This window comes from Aquisalibacillus elongatus, from assembly GCF_003843875.1.
GTDB lineage: Bacteria > Bacillota > Bacilli > Bacillales > Alkalibacillaceae > Aquisalibacillus > Aquisalibacillus elongatus.
Genome location: NZ_RKRF01000007.1, coordinates 523403 through 540486, shown reverse-complemented (window position 1 = coordinate 540486; position 17084 = coordinate 523403). Strand labels below are relative to the sequence as shown.

General features: G+C 35.1%; 24 protein-coding genes and 1 other RNA gene. 4 read left to right on the top strand and 21 right to left on the bottom strand.

The features are described from left to right. Positions 1-49 precede the first annotated feature (49 nt). Together ung and EDC24_RS03470 are read right to left on the bottom strand one after the other, a co-directional pair. Positions 50-709, bottom strand: coding sequence for a uracil-DNA glycosylase (ung, locus tag EDC24_RS03475; RefSeq protein ID WP_124219764.1), 660 nt, complete (start codon positions 707-709; stop codon positions 50-52). A gap of 73 nt (positions 710-782) precedes the next feature. Next, on the bottom strand, positions 783-1031 hold the full coding sequence (locus tag EDC24_RS03470; RefSeq protein WP_124219763.1) for a DUF2584 family protein: 249 nt from the start codon (positions 1029-1031) through the stop codon (positions 783-785). A gap of 150 nt (positions 1032-1181) precedes the next feature. On the opposite strand from EDC24_RS03470, the gene EDC24_RS03465 reads away from it, so the two are divergent. Next, the gene (locus EDC24_RS03465) at positions 1182-1265 is read left to right on the top strand and encodes a YjcZ family sporulation protein (protein ID WP_054753077.1); all 84 of its coding nucleotides are present in this window, start codon (positions 1182-1184) and stop codon (positions 1263-1265) included. A 33-nt stretch (positions 1266-1298) separates the two neighbouring features. Here EDC24_RS03465 and EDC24_RS03460 read toward each other — a convergent pair whose 3' ends face one another. The 6 genes from EDC24_RS03460 to EDC24_RS03435 all read right to left on the bottom strand — a co-directional run bounded on the left by EDC24_RS03460 (position 1299) and on the right by EDC24_RS03435 (position 4300). Next, entirely contained in the window at positions 1299-1517 is a 219-nt protein-coding gene (locus EDC24_RS03460; protein ID WP_124219761.1) for a YozE family protein, read from the bottom strand. Positions 1518-1533: 16 nt separating this feature from the next. Continuing rightward, positions 1534-2289 carry a twin-arginine translocase subunit TatC gene (tatC, locus tag EDC24_RS03455; RefSeq protein ID WP_124219759.1) on the bottom strand — a complete coding sequence of 252 codons (756 nt, stop codon included), beginning with the start codon at positions 2287-2289 and terminating at the stop codon, positions 1534-1536. 46 nt (positions 2290-2335) lie between these two features. After that, complete coding sequence (gene tatA, locus EDC24_RS03450) at positions 2336-2551, bottom strand: twin-arginine translocase TatA/TatE family subunit (protein ID WP_124219758.1); 216 nt, start codon at positions 2549-2551, stop codon at positions 2336-2338. Between the two features lie 24 nt (positions 2552-2575). Then, complete coding sequence (gene tatA / locus EDC24_RS03445) at positions 2576-2770, bottom strand: twin-arginine translocase TatA/TatE family subunit (RefSeq protein ID WP_281274490.1); 195 nt, start codon at positions 2768-2770, stop codon at positions 2576-2578. 78 nt (positions 2771-2848) lie between these two features. Next, positions 2849-3328 (bottom strand): dihydrofolate reductase, encoded by a 480-nt coding sequence (locus tag EDC24_RS03440; RefSeq protein WP_124219754.1) that lies wholly within the window; start codon positions 3326-3328, stop codon positions 2849-2851. 12 nt (positions 3329-3340) lie between these two features. Next, positions 3341-4300: a thymidylate synthase gene (locus EDC24_RS03435; protein ID WP_124219752.1), complete on the bottom strand. Its 960-nt coding sequence runs from the start codon at positions 4298-4300 to the stop codon at positions 3341-3343. A gap of 114 nt (positions 4301-4414) precedes the next feature. Here EDC24_RS03435 and EDC24_RS03430 point away from each other — a divergent pair, with 114 nt between their 5' ends. Continuing rightward, positions 4415-5410, top strand: coding sequence for a C40 family peptidase (locus EDC24_RS03430; protein ID WP_124219750.1), 996 nt, complete (start codon positions 4415-4417; stop codon positions 5408-5410). Here the strand turns inward: EDC24_RS03430 and EDC24_RS03425 are convergent. Next, complete coding sequence (locus EDC24_RS03425) at positions 5407-6252, bottom strand: DUF72 domain-containing protein (protein WP_124219749.1); 846 nt, start codon at positions 6250-6252, stop codon at positions 5407-5409. The two genes, EDC24_RS03430 and EDC24_RS03425, sit on opposite strands and share 4 nt — an antisense overlap. A 249-nt stretch (positions 6253-6501) precedes the next feature. Here EDC24_RS03425 and EDC24_RS03420 point away from each other — a divergent pair, with 249 nt between their 5' ends. After that, on the top strand, positions 6502-6702 hold the full coding sequence (locus EDC24_RS03420; RefSeq protein ID WP_124219747.1) for a cold-shock protein: 201 nt from the start codon (positions 6502-6504) through the stop codon (positions 6700-6702). Positions 6703-6889: 187 nt separating this feature from the next. Then, a complete protein-coding gene (locus tag EDC24_RS03415; RefSeq protein WP_124219745.1) occupies positions 6890-7567 on the top strand; it encodes a queuosine precursor transporter in 678 nt (225 codons plus the stop codon). A 44-nt stretch (positions 7568-7611) separates the two neighbouring features. Here the strand turns inward: EDC24_RS03415 and EDC24_RS03410 are convergent, their stop codons facing one another. The 12 genes from EDC24_RS03410 to EDC24_RS03355 form a co-directional block, all read right to left on the bottom strand. Continuing rightward, positions 7612-8439 carry a sulfurtransferase gene (locus tag EDC24_RS03410; RefSeq protein ID WP_124219744.1) on the bottom strand — a complete coding sequence of 276 codons (828 nt, stop codon included), beginning with the start codon at positions 8437-8439 and terminating at the stop codon, positions 7612-7614. Then, positions 8436-8963, bottom strand: a complete 528-nt coding sequence (locus tag EDC24_RS03405; protein WP_124219742.1) for an isoprenylcysteine carboxyl methyltransferase family protein — start codon at positions 8961-8963, stop codon at positions 8436-8438. The genes EDC24_RS03410 and EDC24_RS03405 overlap by 4 nt, the downstream gene beginning before the upstream one ends. Continuing rightward, entirely contained in the window at positions 8960-10024 is a 1065-nt protein-coding gene (locus EDC24_RS03400; protein WP_170158455.1) for a type III polyketide synthase, read from the bottom strand. The genes EDC24_RS03405 and EDC24_RS03400 overlap by 4 nt, the downstream gene beginning before the upstream one ends. A 78-nt stretch (positions 10025-10102) precedes the next feature. Next, the gene (locus EDC24_RS03395) at positions 10103-10882 is read right to left on the bottom strand and encodes an SDR family NAD(P)-dependent oxidoreductase (protein ID WP_124219739.1); all 780 of its coding nucleotides are present in this window, start codon (positions 10880-10882) and stop codon (positions 10103-10105) included. 62 nt (positions 10883-10944) lie between these two features. Further along, positions 10945-12447 (bottom strand): carboxypeptidase M32, encoded by a 1503-nt coding sequence (locus EDC24_RS03390; RefSeq protein ID WP_124219738.1) that lies wholly within the window; start codon positions 12445-12447, stop codon positions 10945-10947. A 20-nt stretch (positions 12448-12467) separates the two neighbouring features. After that, positions 12468-13604: a THUMP domain-containing class I SAM-dependent RNA methyltransferase gene (locus EDC24_RS03385; protein WP_124220372.1), complete on the bottom strand. Its 1137-nt coding sequence runs from the start codon at positions 13602-13604 to the stop codon at positions 12468-12470. Between the two features lie 59 nt (positions 13605-13663). Further along, positions 13664-14046: RNase P RNA component class B (gene rnpB / locus EDC24_RS03380), an RNA gene on the bottom strand. A gap of 76 nt (positions 14047-14122) precedes the next feature. Beyond that, positions 14123-14422 carry a cell division regulator GpsB gene (gene gpsB / locus EDC24_RS03375; protein WP_124219736.1) on the bottom strand — a complete coding sequence of 100 codons (300 nt, stop codon included), beginning with the start codon at positions 14420-14422 and terminating at the stop codon, positions 14123-14125. Between the two features lie 19 nt (positions 14423-14441). Beyond that, positions 14442-15005: an SLOG family protein gene (locus EDC24_RS03370; RefSeq protein WP_124219734.1), complete on the bottom strand. Its 564-nt coding sequence runs from the start codon at positions 15003-15005 to the stop codon at positions 14442-14444. Positions 15006-15061: 56 nt separating this feature from the next. Next, positions 15062-15472: a cytidine deaminase gene (cdd, locus tag EDC24_RS03365; protein ID WP_124219733.1), complete on the bottom strand. Its 411-nt coding sequence runs from the start codon at positions 15470-15472 to the stop codon at positions 15062-15064. A gap of 11 nt (positions 15473-15483) precedes the next feature. Beyond that, positions 15484-15837, bottom strand: a complete 354-nt coding sequence (locus EDC24_RS03360; protein ID WP_124219731.1) for a DUF1798 family protein — start codon at positions 15835-15837, stop codon at positions 15484-15486. Positions 15838-16104: 267 nt separating this feature from the next. Then, on the bottom strand, positions 16105-17067 hold the full coding sequence (locus EDC24_RS03355; RefSeq protein ID WP_124219730.1) for a DUF2515 family protein: 963 nt from the start codon (positions 17065-17067) through the stop codon (positions 16105-16107). Positions 17068-17084: the final 17 nt, after the last annotated feature.

Genomic DNA, 17084 nt, shown 5'->3' with positions numbered 1-17084 from the left:
TAGTACGAAATAGACGTGTAACTCGTTTAGGCAAATGTCATGTTTATGATCAACACCATTGAATTTCATTTATATGATGTCTTTTTAAAAACTGATTAGCCTTGGTAAAAGGCTTGCTTCCAAAAAAACCACGATAAGCAGATAATGGACTAGGATGAGGTGATTCAATGATTAAATGTTTTTGTTGATTTAAATATTTAAAATTCTTCTGAGCATGTTTTCCCCAGAGTACAAAAACCAAATGTTCTTTACGTTCATTTAAAACTTCGATTACTCGATTCGTAAATGTTTGCCAGCCTAAATGAGCATGTGAGTGTGCCTCACCTTGATTCACAGTTAAAACTGTATTTAACATTAAAACACCTTGATTAGCCCAATGAGTTAAATCGCCATGAGTTGGGAAGTGACATCCTAGATCATTTACTAACTCTTTATAAATGTTCTTTAGTGAAGGTGGTAAAGATTGTTCTTTATTAACTGAAAAACTAAGGCCATTAGCTTGGTCAGCCCCATGATAAGGATCTTGCCCTAAAATGACTACTTTTGTTTCTGAAAATGGTGTTTCATTCAATGCTCTAAATATTTGATTTTTTGGTGGATAACAAGTCTGTGATTGATACATTAATTCAACATTATGTAATAAATTAATAAAATATGGTTTATTTAGTTCATCTTCAAGGATATACTTCCAATCTGAATGGATGTCCAAAACTTCGAACCTCCTCTACTCTTCATTTCCCGGGCAAGCGCAATAAATATAGTAATTCGACATTAACCACTTATTAATTGACGGATTTTAGCGAAATTAATTGGTAACGGCATTTAGTTTGTTGATTTTCGAACGTTAATTTGACAACTTTCGCGATTCCTATATGATTGGTTTGTGGGTGCCTTAAGACCTCAACTGTTTCATCAATGGGAAATAATTTATAACCATCAAGAGTGACTTCAAAAACATCACTTGCTTCATCGAGTCTTAGTTCCTCTCCGTAAGTTATAATTTTCCACTCCATTGATAATGGTGTTGGCACGGCTTTTCACCTCACATTCATTTATCTATATTATAACATGTATATTGCGTTTGACGTGTGCTTTAGTATTAGAAAAGTACTGAGGTTTGCCCATACACTACACCTTACATTCGCATATCTTATCAGTGAAATGTAAAGGAGGAATGAGAAATGGGCCAAAACTATGGAGGCGGCTTCACTTTAATCGTTGTATTGTTTATTCTATTAATAATTGTTGGTAGCGCATATTGCTAAACAAAAATTAACCAGGTGAATTTGATCACCTGGTTAACTGTTTTGTATATATTCAGTCCAAGCTTCATCAAACGTTGATAAAGCGTTATTAAATGGTGAGTGAAACTCCAGATAATCACTGATTTCTTCATAGTTAGTAGAGTGCTTTGGGAAATCATGATCTTTAAACATCCAATCTGCTAATTGCTTCTTGGGATCTAATACATCTTGAACACCTCTATAGGCCATCATGTAGTGGTAAAAAGATCTCAAACGAACACCTTCCCCCTTAAGAGTCATTTAATTTCTCTAATTGTCTCATTTTTCGTTTATGAACAATCGACGACATCGTAATTGCGATTTCGTATAAAATGATCAATGGTGCTGCTACTAGTAACTGTAAAATAAAATCGGGCGGAGACAGCATAGTTCCTAGTATTACTAAGATTAAATAAGCATACTTTCTTGTTTTTTTCATAAACATTGGATCTATAATGCCTAAGCTAGTTAAGAACATAGCAATCAATGGTACTTCGAAGAATATCGCAAATGGAATCGTTACTTGTAAAATGAACTTAAAATAGTTACGTGCAGTAAACATCTCATTAACAAGTCCATCCCCAAGATTCAATAGAAATCCTAAAATTAAATCTTTAATGAAAACATAACCAAAGACGAGCCCTAGTAAAAATAAAATAAATAGTGCTGGAATGTACATTAAGCTAACTTTACGTTCATGCTTGGTTAAACCTGGTCGAATAAACAACCAAAGTTGAAAAGCAAGAAATGGTATTGTAACAATGATACCAGTAATCGAGGCTATAATAATATACACCCAAATGATCTCAAACGGCCCTAAAACATTTAGTGTGAACTCAACATCTCTTTCAAGAAAACGATAAATATCTTCAACAAAATAAAAGCCTACACCAAATGACACAACAAAAATGAGTAATGTCCAAAGTAGACGATTACGTAGTTCACCTAAATGCTCTGTCCAATCCATTGTTTCTTGTTCTTGTCCAATTGCTTTTTGTTCTTCCATGTTATTCATCCTTCATAAAATAAGATGTAAGGATTCCCCTTACACCTTAGTCATTCTTATTAGAATCATTTGTATCTGAGATTTTTTGGTTAGAACTGTTATTCGAATCATCTGACATTAAGTCGTTTGTAGCTTTCTTAAACTCTTTTAATGATGATCCAAAAGCCTTTCCAATCTCAGGCAATTTTGACGGTCCAAAGATAATTAATAGAACAATTAATATTAAAATTAGACCTGGTATACCGATACCGCCTAATGACATACAATCACCTCATTGATTTTAGACTTACTGATGATCGACGGACTTTTTAGATTCATCATCGTCATTTAAGTCTTTTGTAGAATTTTTAAATTCTTTAAGCGACTGACCTAAAGCACTCCCTAGTGCAGGAAGTTTAGTTGGCCCAAATATGATTAATAGGATTAACACAATTAAAATTAACCCTGGTAAACCTATACTCATTAAAACACCTTCCGTCATATTATTAACAATTCTATTGTCGCTGATTTAGGTTCCATTTGCAAACAATTTATAATACTGTTAAAAAACGTTCAATAATTACTTACGTTCATATATTAAATAAGTATGTTCATGCACATTTTTCTCATCAATTTCCCCTGATTGTTCGTCTATTAATTTCCACTGGTTCAAGTCAATTTTAGGAAAGAAAGTATCACCGTCAAATTCATCGTGTATTCGTGTTATATACAACCGGTCTGCACGATCTAACGCCAAATTAAAAAGCTCAGAACCACCAATTAAAAATACTTCATCATCTTTTAAATATGGTCCAAGTTCGTCAACTGAATGAACAACAGTACAACCTTCTGCCTCAAAACTTTTATTTCGGGTTAATACAATATTTTTTCGATTGGGTAGCGGACGACCAATAGATTCAAACGTTTTTCTTCCCATAATGATGGTATGACCAGTCGTAATTTTTTTAAAGAACTTTAAATCATTTGGAAGATGCCAAGGCAAGTCATTATTTTTTCCAATTACATTATTTTCATCCATTGCCACAATAAACGATAACAAGACCAATCACTCCTACACTGCAATAGGTGCTTTGATTGCTGGATGAGGGTCATAATTTTTTAAACTTATATCACTTACATCCACATCAAAAATAGTATTAACATCATCACTAATCATAAGCTCAGCTTGTTTTCTAGGATCACGTGATAACTGCTCTTTCACCTGATTAAAATGATTGTGATAAATATGAGCATCACCAATCGTATGAACAAACTCTCCTACTTCTAAATTACACTCTCTTGCTATTAAATGCGTTAATAACGAGTAGCTTGCAATATTGAACGGAATCCCCAGGAAAACGTCTCCACTTCTTTGATAAAGTTGACAAGAAAGTTTTCCATCTTGTACATAAAATTGAAATAATGTGTGACACGGTGGTAAAGCCATAGTCGGAACATCTTCAGGGTTCCAAGCAGAGACAATCAAACGTCTAGATTCAGGTTTTGTTCTTATATCGTGAATAACTTGTTTAATTTGATCGATCGTTTCATTTGTCGTTGTTTTCCAGTGTCTCCATTGTTTACCGTAAACATCACCTAGATGTCCAAATTTCTCTGCAAATTCATCATCATTTAAAATTAGTTGTTTAAAGCGTGACATCTGTTCTTGGTATTGTTGGTTAAAGCTCTCATCTTCTTGCGCGCGAAGGCCGAAATCGGACATGTCAGGCCCATCATAATCAGGGCTTTCTATCCAATTTTTGAATGCCCATTCGTTCCAAATATTATTGTTATGTAATAGTAAGTAACGGATATTGGTATCTCCTTTTAAAAACCACAACAGCTCACTCTTAATTAATTTAAAAGGAACATTTTTAGTTGTCAATAAAGGAAAACCTTCTTGTAAATTAAATCGCATTTGATAACCAAATATCGAGCGTGTGCCTGTCCCTGTTCGATCACCACGATCTGATCCATGATTTAATATATCTTGACAAAGATTTAAGTACTCTTTTTCGTTCAAATTACCCATGGTCATCCTCCCTATATAATTTTACTTTATTGTAACAAATAAATGTCGGTTGTCATAGATTCCTATGCCCTACATATAATTTCAACATCATCACATAGAAAAGGTGTTGGTTAGATGGTATGTAAGAAGAAAAAGCGTCAGTTTATGTTAACGACTATGGCAGGCAGTATAGCTATTAGCTCCCCTCTTGCCTTCACTTTACCTGTAGAAGCGATCTCTCAAGAAGAATTTGAAGAATTAAATCGCTTAACTTACGGTAAGCATCATGAAGCAGTGGTTCAACTTCAGAAAAAACTAAGAACCCTTAAGTACTACCAAGGCGAGTACAAAGAAGAGTATGATGTATTGACCGAACACGCTATAAAATCCTTTCAGGAAGAGCATGATTTAGATGCGACGGGTGAAACAGATGAGGCCACCTATCTAAAAATCGAAGAAGAGTTACATCAATATTATAAAGCCATTATTGAGAATAAAGCTGATCAACTACAATATGGTGAAAAATCTAGTCGAGTGATGGAAATTCAAAAGGGCCTCCAATTTTTTGGTTTTTACCATAGTTCAATGGATGCCACAGCTGGACCCAAAACCAAAAAGGCCTTAGAACAATACAATAAAGCTTATAATTTAGACATCGATTTATCCAGTTACCAACAAATTAGACACGTAAGCAATCAGTCCTCTTCTTCTAGTCAAACAGTTGAACATACAGTTAAAAAACAATCGAAAGCACCAGTTGAGCAAGCGGCTGCATCACCTTCCATTATAAAAACCGCACGCTCATACATAGGTTCGCCATATGTATGGGGTGGAGAAAAACCGTCTGGATTTGATTGTAGCGGTTATTTGCAATTTGTATTCAAACAACACGGCATCTCAATCCCAAGAACTGTGAGTGAAATTTATTATTCTGGTTCTGCCGTAAACCAACCTAGCGTCGGTGATCTTGTGTTCTTTGAAACGTATAAGCCTGGTCCATCACATGCTGGGATTTATTTAGGCGACGGCAATTTCATTCATGCTGGCGCAAGCAATGGGGTTACTATTAGTAATATTAATGAAAATTATTGGCAAGCGAGATACTTAGGTGCCAAACGAATTTCAAATTAAAAGAGATTAATTTGACTCGGGTTCAAATCTTCATACTCAATTCCTAGTAACGATTGTAACTGTTTAGCGTTATCGTAAGCATCACCACCAGAATTATTATTAAAGAGGACGGTAATCTGTTTACTGTCCTTTTTTAATTTAACAATGCGATCTTTCCATTCTGTTAATTCTTCTGAGTTGTACCTATAAAGAAAACGAACTTTTCGCCAATTCTCATTTCCATTCTGATTCCATCCCATGACATTACGCCCATGAAACCGTATTAAAGTATTGTCAGGGTGTGTTGCTTCATCAACAATCGGAACTGAACCAACTCCAGCTTGTGGTTCATCACAAATTGAATGAATCCACTTCTCTTCTTCCATAAACTTTAGTGTCGACTCTTTAACTGACTCCTCAAACCAAGTACGATTTCTGAACTCTAAAGCTAATGAGTATTCATCAAACTGTTGGCGTATAAATCTTAATTTTCTTATATTATCTTTATTTAAATCAAACCATGGAGGAAATTGAAATAAAATACAATTTAGCTTCTGAGCATCCAATATAGGCTGTATACCTTCTTTATAACTTTGAAACATATCTTTAATTTCTTTTCTTGTATAAGATTGCCGATCGTGTCCAGTGAATGCAGAAAAAGCTTTAATAATAAATGAAAAATTTTTTGGTGTTTGTTTCTCCCACTTTCGATACTGTTCATGACTCATTAGACTATAAAATGCAGCATCGAGCTCAACGACTGGAAAATGAGATGCATATGCCGCTAATTTGTGTTGATACATATGATCTTGCTCGTGTATAGCAGGATGGTCTCCCCACCCTGTTAAACCAATGTTAATCATTACCATTCCCTCACGTATATGAATTTAATATATAGTATATCCAACAAAACTTGACGTTGTCCATACCATTAGGTTATACTTATAAGTGCAATAAAGATGTGAGGTATCATGAATTGGGTAACTTCTATAGAAGTGAAAGATTGATTTGTGATCCTTCATTTCTATAGGGGTTGCCCAATTTTTATCTCTTACAGATTTGTTGTGAAATTAAGCACCATATAGGTGAAAGTTTTAGGAGGATTTTGAATCATGCAAAACGGTGTAGTAAAATGGTTTAACGCGGAGAAAGGTTATGGTTTCATCCAAGTTGAAGGTGGCGACGACGTATTCGTTCACTATTCAGCAATTCAAGAAGAAGGTTTCAAAACATTAGACGAAGGTCAAAATGTTGAATTTGAAATCGTTGAAGGCGATCGTGGACCACAAGCTTCTAACGTAGTTAAAAAATAAACGATAAATCTAAGCCGGCACTGCTAACGCAGTTGCCGGCTTTTTTTTATGTATATGGATAAAGGTTAGAAGCGTTACTATGATAAAAATTATATTGATTATCTATTCTTTTTATCATATCATTGAACTATTCGTGCAAAACGCAGTTCGAAAAATCCTGCGATACCAAAACTAAGGAGATGATATGATGTTTAATGAATTACTTTGGATTGTTTTTGCACTTGTAAACTTTCTTTTATTAATTTTAGTTTACCGTATTTTCGGTAAAAATGGTCTGCTCGTTTGGATTGGAATGTCTACTGTTGTTGCCAACCTTCAAGTATTGAAGATGGTTGAATTATTTGGGGTATACGCAACGTTAGGCAATATCATGTATGGATCTATATTCCTTGCTACTGACATTCTAAACGAGAAGTATGGTAAGGACGAAGCTAAAAAAGCTGTCTGGTTAGGTTTCTTTACGTTAATTACAATGACAGTTGTCATGCAGTTTGCGTTACTATTTGAACCAGCACCAATCGATGAAGTCAACGGTGCGTTAGAGACATTATTCGGATTAGTTCCGCAAGTTGCTGCTGGAAGCCTTTTAGCTTATATTATCAGTCAAAATGCAGATGTTTATATTTTCTCTAAAATTAAGAGTAAATTTAAATCAGACCGATTCCTTTGGCTGCGTAACAATATCAGTTCGATGACCAGTCAGTTATTAGATACATTTATATTTACCATTATTGCTTTTTGGCAATTATTTGTATCTGACTTTGGAAATTGGATTCAGCTATTCTTAACAACTTATTTCATTAAATTTTTAGTAGCTGCCATTGACACACCATTTATGTATATGGCTAAAAAGTTTCATAAATAAGCAAAACACCAGAACGATTTTTATTTTCGTTCTGGTGTTTTATTTTAACTTGTCTCAATTTCATTCTCTGGATTGCTAATCCAATCACTAAAGCTACCTACATAAAGGCGGACATTAGAAAATCCAGCTTCCCACAACGCTACGACATTCGGTGCAGCTGTAACACCAGAGCCACAATAGACAATTATTTCTTTTTTATTTAGATATGGACTAAAGTAAGCTTGTAATTCTTCTTTAGTCTTGAAGCGTTTATTTTCATCAAGAATATTTGTCCACTCTGAATTTTTTGCGCCAGGTATATGTCCTGCTTTATGGTCAATTGGTTCATGTGCCCCAATATATCTTTCATAACTCCTTGAATCAATTAACGTTACATCAGATTGGTCTTTATGCTTTTTAACATAGGCTTGATCTGCTAATAATGACTCGTGAACGTTATATGAACCATAATCATTCTTTTGAGTTACTGTATTATTTTGAGTGGTAGGGTATCCATGGTCCAGCCATTCCTCTAAGCCACCATTCATTAGATACACTTTCGGATGACCAATTAGATTGAGTAGCCAATACATACGTGAAGCGAAAGCGCGATTCTGATCGTATATAATAACCGGAGTTTGTTGGTTTATTCCTCTATTAGTTAGCCGTTTAATGAAAGCATCAAGTGGTGGCAAAGGATGACGTCCTCCTATTTCTTCTACTTTACCGCTTAGGTCTTCTTCTAAATCAAAATAGACAGCTTTAGATATATGTTGCTTATCGTAAGCTGACTTCCCCCACGACGGATCTTGCAGACTAAATCGACAATCAGCAAATACGATTGAAGGATCTTGTTCGTATAATTCGAATGCCTCTTTAACCGATACAATCATCTTATATCTCTCCCTTTATTTGGTGATAATTTTTGTAAGGCCTGATTCTCAAGCGGAATACGTTTTGTCATCAGCCAAAGATGTAGGCTTAAAAATACCGTTGCTGTAACATATGAATAAAATAAAATCGGAATTAGAATAAACTCTAAACCAACAATGACATAATTTGGATGTTTCATCCATTTATATGGTCCTTTGACGACTAAATTCGCGCTCGGTAATACAATCACCTTCGTATTCCAAAATCGTCCTAATGACGCCAACGTCCAAAACCTTAATACTTGAACCATTACTAGTAAAGTAAATACGACGATTGAGATGTCTCTTTGCCACTCATGAACAATATAACTTTCTGTTAGTAAAACAATAAAAAATAAACTGTGTGTCATTACAATAGCTTTGTAATAAGGGTCGTTAACCTCAATCGCCCCACGCTGCTTTTGAAATTTTTCATTCGATTTAGCAACCATAACCTCCACAAGGCGTAGAAGTATAAAATATAAAGACAACACGATATAGATCATGACTTCCACTCCGCGATAATAATTTCAGATGTGAATCCAGGTCCCAATGCCGTAATTAAATGATATGGAGAATGAAGTTTAGCGTTCTCTAACGCATCCTTAATAACAAATAAAACCGTCGGTGAAGACATATTACCGTACTGCCTTAAGATATTCTTTGAGGTTTGAATAGAATGTTGATTGGATAAAATTTTTTCAATTTCCTCAATAACTTTTCGACCACCTGGATGAGCTAGAATGTGTTCAAAATCTGATAAGTTGAGCTCATTCTGTTCTAGACACTCATCTAAATGATTTTTCCAAAAAGTAGGGATAAGCTTAGGTATAACCGTATCAAAAATGACATAAAACCCATCATCTCTGATATTCCACCCCATCACATCCATACTATCTCCTAAGACTTTTGAGCTCGTGTTTTTAATATGTAGATAAAAATCAGATTGATCACTTAGCAAACGATGTTCTTCACCAAGTAAAACAGCACTAGCAGATCCATCAGAAAATAAAGCGGCTCCAACGATATTTTGTTGGTCTAATGCATCATGGTGAAAAGCGACACTTGCTAATTCTACCGAAACGACCATAACGGCATGAGTTGGGTTGGCTTTCAAATATTCATGAGCACGTGATAGGGCCACCCCACCACCAGCACAACCTAGTCCAAAAAAAGGGTATCTTTTGATTGAATCATTAAAGGGAAGCCTATTTAGTAAATGAACTTCAAGAGGTGGAGTTAAAATACCTGTACTCGTTACTGTGATAATAGCATCAATGTCTTCCAATTTTAGATTTGTATTTTTCAATGAATCTAAGACAGCCTCTTCTGCCAGGTCAGTTCCATGATTTAAGAACAGTTGATGACGCTCTTCTAGTCCATGTCTCTTCTGAAACCACTTAGGTTCTGCTGCGAAATAACGCTGGTCGATGTTTGCTGAATCAAAAACAGCCAGATATTTAGATAGTCTACGGTTAGGTAGTAATTCTTGAACTAATTCTTTCGCTTGATCTTGTTTTAACTCGTGTTCAGGTACTGCTGTTCCAATACTATAGATAACGGACATTCTGTAGGTCACCTTCTGATCATTTAGAGTTATAAATTTCCTATTATTACCGTTTCCTTTAGCCATAATTTTATACGATTAGAAACCATAGATCGTCATTCCACCATCCACCATTAATGTTTGACCGGTCATATAATTACTTGCATCCGACGCCAAGAAAACAGCTGGTCCTGCAATTTCTTCAAGTTTTCCGATACGTTTAAGTGGGGTACGGGCAACAATATCTTGTACGTATTGTTTATCTTGAAGCAATTTTTCAGTCAGTGATGTTGGAAAATACCAAGGACCAATAGCATTGACATTAATGCCGTGTTTACCCCACTCCATTGATAATGTTTTCGTCATTTGAATAAGCCCCGCTTTTGTCATGGCGTATACAACGCCCGTTCTTAACGCAGTTTGTCCAGCGACGGATGAGATGTTTATGATTTTACCTTTCTTCTTGTGGTCTAACATATTTTGAGCTGCAAATTTTGATAAGAACAATGCGCTTTTCATATTCGTATCTATGATTTGTTGATATTCATCTTCTTTTACATCTAGTGCTTCACTACGAATATTCATACCAGCATTGTTGACTAAGATATCAATTCCCTGGCCTTCTGTTATCTCGGACAGGTGATTTATTATATAATCTAAATTCATAACAGATGATGCAATTGTATAAGTTTTAACACCGAAGTTTTCTTCGATTGTTTGGGATGTCACAATTAGGTCCTCTTCATTACGGGCTATTAATATGACGTCTGATCCAGATTCCGCGTAAGCAAACGCAATAGCTCGACCTATCCCTTTTGTTGCACCAGTAATAACCGATAATTTTCCCTCTAAATTAAAATTAGGAAGATACGATTCCATTATTAAACACTCTCCTTTGCATGTGAAATAAGGCTATTCATAGAACGAATAGCCTCAAGTTTTTACCATTTATAAATTTTTCCGTATTTCTCGTCTAGATAGTTGACAAGATGATCAGGATTTAAGCCTTCACCAGTAACTTCTTTTAATAAGTCTAGTGGTTCTAACATACTTCCTTTTTGGTGGATATTTTCATTCAACCAATCTTTAATTGGTGCTAAATCATTATTTTTAATGCAGTCATCGATACTGACTGAATGATTTAAGGCTGTCCGGATTTGAGCACCATACATGTACCCTAGCGCATACGACGGGAAGTAACCGAAATCTCCGCCTGACCAGTGAACATCTTGTAAAACACCGTCAGCATCTTGTTCAGGTCTAATGCCTAAATACTCTTCCATTTTATCATTCCATAATTTCGGTAAATCTTTAACCTCAATTTCCTCATTAATTAATCCTTTTTCAAGTTCATATCGAATCATTATGTGAAGCGGATAAGTCATTTCATCTGCTTCAATACGTATAAATGTTGGTTTAACTTCATTTACAGCTCGGTAGAATTCATCTTTTGGAAGTCCTTTAAATGAGTCTGGTGCGTATGCTAAGAAAAGATCATAAAACTCTTCCCAAAATGTTTCATTACGTCCGACAAAGTTCTCCCAGAATAACGATTGAGATTCGTGTATTCCCATTGATACAGAGTTACCAACTGGTGTGTCGTACATGTCTCTATTAAGGCCTTGTTCGTATAATGCATGTCCACCTTCATGAATCGTACCAAAAACAGCCATACGAAAATCTTGTTCGTCATAACGCGTCGTTACTCTTACATCATCATGATTTATGTTAATCGCAAACGGGTGAACCGTCTCATCTAGACGACCAGCCTCGAAATCATAACCCATTTTCTCAAGAACCTTAAGAGCGAATTGTTCTTGTTTTTCTTTTGGAAAGTGCTTAAGGATTTGTTCAGTGTTAGGCTGATTCGTTGATTGATTAACTTTATGAATTAAATCACCAAGGTCTTTTCTTAACTTCGGAAAGACTTGGTCTAGTGTTTGTACTGTAACACCTGGTTCAAACCCATCTAATAATGCATCATAGCGATTGTCTTTATAACCCCAGTACTCAGCGAATTTTATATTAAAATCAACAATCTTCTCTAAATATGGGCGAAACAGCTCAAAATCAGACTTCTCTCTAGCTTCTGACCAAACGGATTCTGCTTGTGACGTTAATTCAACAAATTCTTTAAATTCATCAACAGGAATCTTTTTTGTTTTATTATAATCCTTTTCAACTAATTCAATGGAACGTTTAACTACTGGATCTTCTGTATCTCTAAGCTGGTCTATGTAAGACTTTATTTGATCAGATGTTTTGAGTTCGTGTACTTTTTGAGATAAGAACGATAATGTCTCAGAACGACGTTGCACCCCTTTTTTAGGTGCTTTTGTTCTAAGATCCCATGCCATTAGCTTAATAGCTTCTTCATAAGATTCGATTTGTTTGTAATATTCAAAAAAATCTTCTTGTAAAGATGTTTTAGCTACTGTACTCATTTAATCTCTCCCTTTTATTTTTATTTGCCAAAGTACTGATAGTAATCAGTACGAATGAAGCCGTTAAATAATTTGCGTTTTTTCGTTGCTTTTTGGCCGTAATGCTCTTCAAAATCTTCATAAGACGTCATCACATATACGCTCCATTTAGGATATGAAGCCATAATACGACCTAAGCTTTGATAGATGTCCTCAACAACTTCCTGTTCACCCATTCTCTCGCCATACGGAGGATTACCTATTAAATATCCTTTTTCTTCTTTCGGGTTAAGGTCTTGAACTCTCATCTGTTTCCATTTAACTAAGTCAGCCAATCCGGCTTCCATGGCATTTTGTTTCGCAATGTCTACAAGCTCATGGCTAATATCAGACCCTATTATATCAAGTGGTTGATCGTAATTAGCTAAGTCTTCTGCTTCTTCCAATGCTTGTTCCCATATAGTATTCGGTACTGAACCCCACTCTTCAGCTGAAAATTCACGATTAAATCCAGGCGCTATATTTTGTCCGATTAATGCTGCTTCGATCGGAATTGTACCCGAACCAGCGAAAGGATCAATTAATGGATATTCTGGCGACCAGTTAGTTAATTTGACTAAGGCGGCAGCAAGTGTTTCTTTTAGCGGAGCATCTCCTTGTCCAACTCGGTAACCTCGTTTATGTAATCCAGAACCAGATGTGTCCATTGATAATGTGACACGGTCTTTTAAAATGGCAACTTCTACTTTATATCTAGCACCAGATTCTTCTAGCCGTGAATTAATATGATAGGCTTCTTGTAAACGTGAAACAATTGCTTTTTTCACTATGGATTGGCAATCTGGAACAGAATATAGTTTCGATTTATGTGATTTGCCAACAACGTGTATAAAGCCATCCTTAGAGATCCATTCCTCCCAAGGTAAAGCTTTAGTTTGTTCAAATAATTGATCAAATGTATAAGCATCAAATTCACCCATTAATAACTTTACACGATCTGCTGTACGAAGCCATAAATTACTTCTCGCAATGCCTGATAAATCACTTTCGAATAGAACGCGTCCGTTTTCTGTTTTGACTTGATCATATCCTAGTTCTTGTACTTCATTTTTGACGATTCCTTCTAAACCCATTGCTGCTGTTGCAATTAGTGTAATTGGTTGTGACAACGTTTCCATCCCTTTCAAAAAAACATCCCATAATATGTAAGGCATAAACAAGATGAGACCCGCAAGAGCTTTGTAAGCCATGTTCTGTACCTTTGTACTACAAACGGTGGTCAACCTCGTACTCCAGCCATAACCATCTATCTGCAAGTCAAATGACTTACCTTTTTGCTAGGTTGAATTCCCTGCAAAAAGTGCCCCTACCATCGTTTGGGTTGCTCACTCGTGGGGTTTACCGCGTTCCACTTTGATTGTTTCCAATCAAAATACGTCACTGTGGCACTTTAAAGGTAATTCAATCTTATCCAAAAGGACTTAGATTGTTTCCCTGCCGTAAATTAGCAGATGCTAACTCCCTTGACTTATGGTTTCGTCAAGCACGAACACTACAAGCATCTCAGCCTGTGTGAGCATGGACTTTCCTCTCTGTATAACAGAGCGGTTATGCAAGCTCTTACTTTCATCTTATTTATGCCTGAATTATAGATTTTAACATAAGTTCATCATGCTCGCATTAGCAAAGATTGGCATTAGGATTCATTATACTTACTTCCAAACACCGCTTTCTCTAAGTTAGACAAACGTTGAAGAACGTCATAGTTGACTTGTCCTGTCGTTTGAGTACGCTGAGAGGTTGAAGCATTGTTAGTTTGTGAGTTTGATTTAAGTCGTTTATTCTCTTCCTTTAAAGCATTAATTTCCTTTTGAAATGTCTCATAATCCTGAATAACTAAATCTAAAAATTCATCAACCTCATCTTGATTATAACCTCTAATAGTAGTTTTAAACTCTTTGTCCAAAATTTCTTGACTCGTAAAATTGATTTTCATGAGAACCCTCCTATTACCCTTAAAAATCACTTTGATTTAATTCCTGAATTTCCCGAGCTAGATCATCTAAATCAAATGAATTAATAACGGTTAACTCGTATGGAAACTTTTCTTGATACTTTAATGCTAAATCATAGAAGTATTGTGGTGAACCACCAAACTCTTCTTCATAAAGTAAAATACATCCATCTGTTTTTTCAATAATCCATTTGTTCTTTACAAAAAATTGCTTAGGGCCTTCATAAGTTTTATTAGATAATGGTTGATAAAAATCTGCTTGTTGTATCATTTGTTGGTAAGCCTGTTGCTTGTCTTCTTTCCAAACCTTTTCTTGGTCAACAAATGGCGGAATAATTGCAACTTTTACATTATATTCTTCTTTTAAGGATTGTAATACCTCAAATGACCAAGTTTCTACGCCTTGTTGACCTGATAGGACTACCCACTCTAATCCTTCTTCAAGAAAAGGTATTAGTTTCCTTCTAATAGCCTCTTTAATGATCAGAGTCTTTTCATCTTTTTCACTAAAAATGTTTAATTCATATGGCTTATAACCTGTAATGGTAATTGATTTAATTTCCATATGTATAGTATATCAAAAAAAGAGCTAGTTTGTACTAGCTCTTTCATGTTTTTGCATTAATTTTCCTGTCCATCAGTTAAATCATCTTGATTAAATGAAAAAGGAAGTAATTCTTTAACCGTCACTTCTTTCATTTCACCATCACGATTTCCAATCAAAACAGTCATATCTTGATTAAAAAATTCACTCATGACTTGTCTACATGAACCACATGGTGGTACTGGTCTATCTGTGTTAGCGATTACTGCCATTGAATTAAAATTACGTTCCCCTTCAGAGATTGCTTTAAAGATCGCAACTCTTTCTGCACAACAACTAACAGGGAAAGCTGCATTCTCAATATTACACCCTTTATAAACTTTACCATCATCAGTTAGTAAAGCTGCACCTACAGGAAATCTGGAATAAGGTACATATGCCTGTTGTAGCATGGATTTTGCTTGTTCCATTAATTTATCTTCGTTCATTCTGCACTCCCCTATTCTGTCTTAAATTCGTCCATTATAATATCTAAATTATATTTTACTGATTGGTATAGCTCAACAAAGCGCTTTTTTCTTACATCATTAAAATAACTGTGTAAAACCATAATCTCTAAGTTATCTTTAGTGTTTTTAATTTGGTTAGGAAACAATGGAAGTTTATGGACTAACTCATTTGCGTCCGTTTCCCATCTTTCAATTTTATCAAACACAGGATTAGCTTCTTCCTTCATCTGATTAAAATCATCATAAATTTTACGGTCGAATTTTCTCTCATAAAAATACCGATGGTGGATTCGTTCCAAATCATGATTGAGAATTTCATCAGTTAATTGTAAAAACGCATCCATATAAATCACCTACTTTTCACGACCTACTTTATCATGAATTTCGGTGATATGCTATGATTTCTTTTTTAAGTCAGGATTAACAAGCTGCATCCGTTTTCGAAGGTGTTCTAATTCAACTTCTAATCGCTCTAATGCCTCTAATAAATAAACCTTATTATTTGAATTATTCATAGCCCACCCCTCCTTTGCTCATACAATTAGGGATTTAATATCTAAATCCTTCACATATGACAAACAAAGAAGGGATACAACAAAGGTTCTAACGAATTAACTTTTTTCGACAGATTCTCGTTTGATTGTTGATTTCATATGGCCTAACTGATTTAACCACTCCCGTTTTTTATAAAATTGATCGTTAATTGGTCGTATGTCACCTAATTTTTCATCCTTATACCATTTCTTTTTAATTTTAGTATAGGAAGACCAATCCATGCGGTAATCCGTTATCCGGTGATTGGTATCACGATACAGTTCAGTTAATGGCTGTGAATGGATTTTCTCTTGGTTTAAAAACTGTTCATATTCTTCTCGACTACCTGTGACATCAACATTTTTGGCAAATGAGTGGAACAATGGGTATAAATAAGGATAAAATAATATGTTTGAGATTTTCTTTCCAATGGAAATTCGTTTACTAATACTCATAAAATGGGAAACAAATTGTCCGTACAACTTCCCCTCCTCTGTTGGAAGAAGTACAGCATTATAATGAATCATGTTTTGACCTTTAAAGGGTAATGATTTAAATACTTTGCTTTGGTAAGGTTGATGTTCCATAATAGGAAGTTCGATTATGTTTTGTTCATTTATAATTTGTGCATAAAGAAGTCTTTTTTGATCATCTTCTCGATAAAAACGGTACCATTCACTTTCGATAAATGGTGATACATAAAAGTGTTTTAATAAGAAAAACAAAGGAGTATTTCTCTCTTTTGATAATTGGTAGATCAACAGTTGAGGGTATGCATCCTGAAATATATACCAATTAATACTTTCATAAGTAAGATAAAGTGATTTCCTTTTATCTTCACTTAACATTTGGACATAAGGGTCTGTTTGCAAATCTGTCATATTCCAGCCAGCATTTCGGGATACATAGCTCGCTAAAAATGACCATTTAATCTCAGGAAAACGCTCATAAAAATCAAGATAAGCTTTTGTTCGGGTAACATTATTCTGGTTATGTATTTTTGTTTGCTCTTTTATATAATTAACGATTAATGGGATCATGTTGTCAGCCTTTCTTA

Coding starts and splice junctions, on each gene's coding strand:
- EDC24_RS03465 (WP_054753077.1), top strand. CDS start 1,182: ATGGGCCAAAACTATGGAGGCGGCTTCACTTTAATCGTTGTATTGTTT.
- tatC (WP_124219759.1), bottom strand. CDS start 2,289: ATGGAAGAACAAAAAGCAATTGGACAAGAACAAGAAACAATGGATTGG.
- tatA (WP_124219758.1), bottom strand. CDS start 2,551: ATGTCATTAGGCGGTATCGGTATACCAGGTCTAATTTTAATATTAATT.
- tatA (WP_281274490.1), bottom strand. CDS start 2,770: ATGACGGAAGGTGTTTTAATGAGTATAGGTTTACCAGGGTTAATTTTA.
- EDC24_RS03435 (WP_124219752.1), bottom strand. CDS start 4,300: ATGGGTAATTTGAACGAAAAAGAGTACTTAAATCTTTGTCAAGATATA.
- EDC24_RS03430 (WP_124219750.1), top strand. CDS start 4,415: ATGGTATGTAAGAAGAAAAAGCGTCAGTTTATGTTAACGACTATGGCA.
- EDC24_RS03425 (WP_124219749.1), bottom strand. CDS start 6,252: ATGATTAACATTGGTTTAACAGGGTGGGGAGACCATCCTGCTATACAC.
- EDC24_RS03420 (WP_124219747.1), top strand. CDS start 6,502: ATGCAAAACGGTGTAGTAAAATGGTTTAACGCGGAGAAAGGTTATGGT.
- EDC24_RS03415 (WP_124219745.1), top strand. CDS start 6,890: ATGTTTAATGAATTACTTTGGATTGTTTTTGCACTTGTAAACTTTCTT.
- EDC24_RS03410 (WP_124219744.1), bottom strand. CDS start 8,439: ATGATTGTATCGGTTAAAGAGGCATTCGAATTATACGAACAAGATCCT.
- EDC24_RS03405 (WP_124219742.1), bottom strand. CDS start 8,963: ATGATCTATATCGTGTTGTCTTTATATTTTATACTTCTACGCCTTGTG.
- EDC24_RS03400 (WP_170158455.1), bottom strand. CDS start 10,024: ATGTCCGTTATCTATAGTATTGGAACAGCAGTACCTGAACACGAGTTA.
- EDC24_RS03395 (WP_124219739.1), bottom strand. CDS start 10,882: ATGGAATCGTATCTTCCTAATTTTAATTTAGAGGGAAAATTATCGGTT.
- EDC24_RS03390 (WP_124219738.1), bottom strand. CDS start 12,447: ATGAGTACAGTAGCTAAAACATCTTTACAAGAAGATTTTTTTGAATAT.
- EDC24_RS03385 (WP_124220372.1), bottom strand. CDS start 13,604: ATGGAAACGTTGTCACAACCAATTACACTAATTGCAACAGCAGCAATG.
- gpsB (WP_124219736.1), bottom strand. CDS start 14,422: ATGAAAATCAATTTTACGAGTCAAGAAATTTTGGACAAAGAGTTTAAA.
- EDC24_RS03370 (WP_124219734.1), bottom strand. CDS start 15,005: ATGGAAATTAAATCAATTACCATTACAGGTTATAAGCCATATGAATTA.
- cdd (WP_124219733.1), bottom strand. CDS start 15,472: ATGAACGAAGATAAATTAATGGAACAAGCAAAATCCATGCTACAACAG.
- EDC24_RS03360 (WP_124219731.1), bottom strand. CDS start 15,837: ATGGATGCGTTTTTACAATTAACTGATGAAATTCTCAATCATGATTTG.
- EDC24_RS03355 (WP_124219730.1), bottom strand. CDS start 17,067: ATGATCCCATTAATCGTTAATTATATAAAAGAGCAAACAAAAATACAT.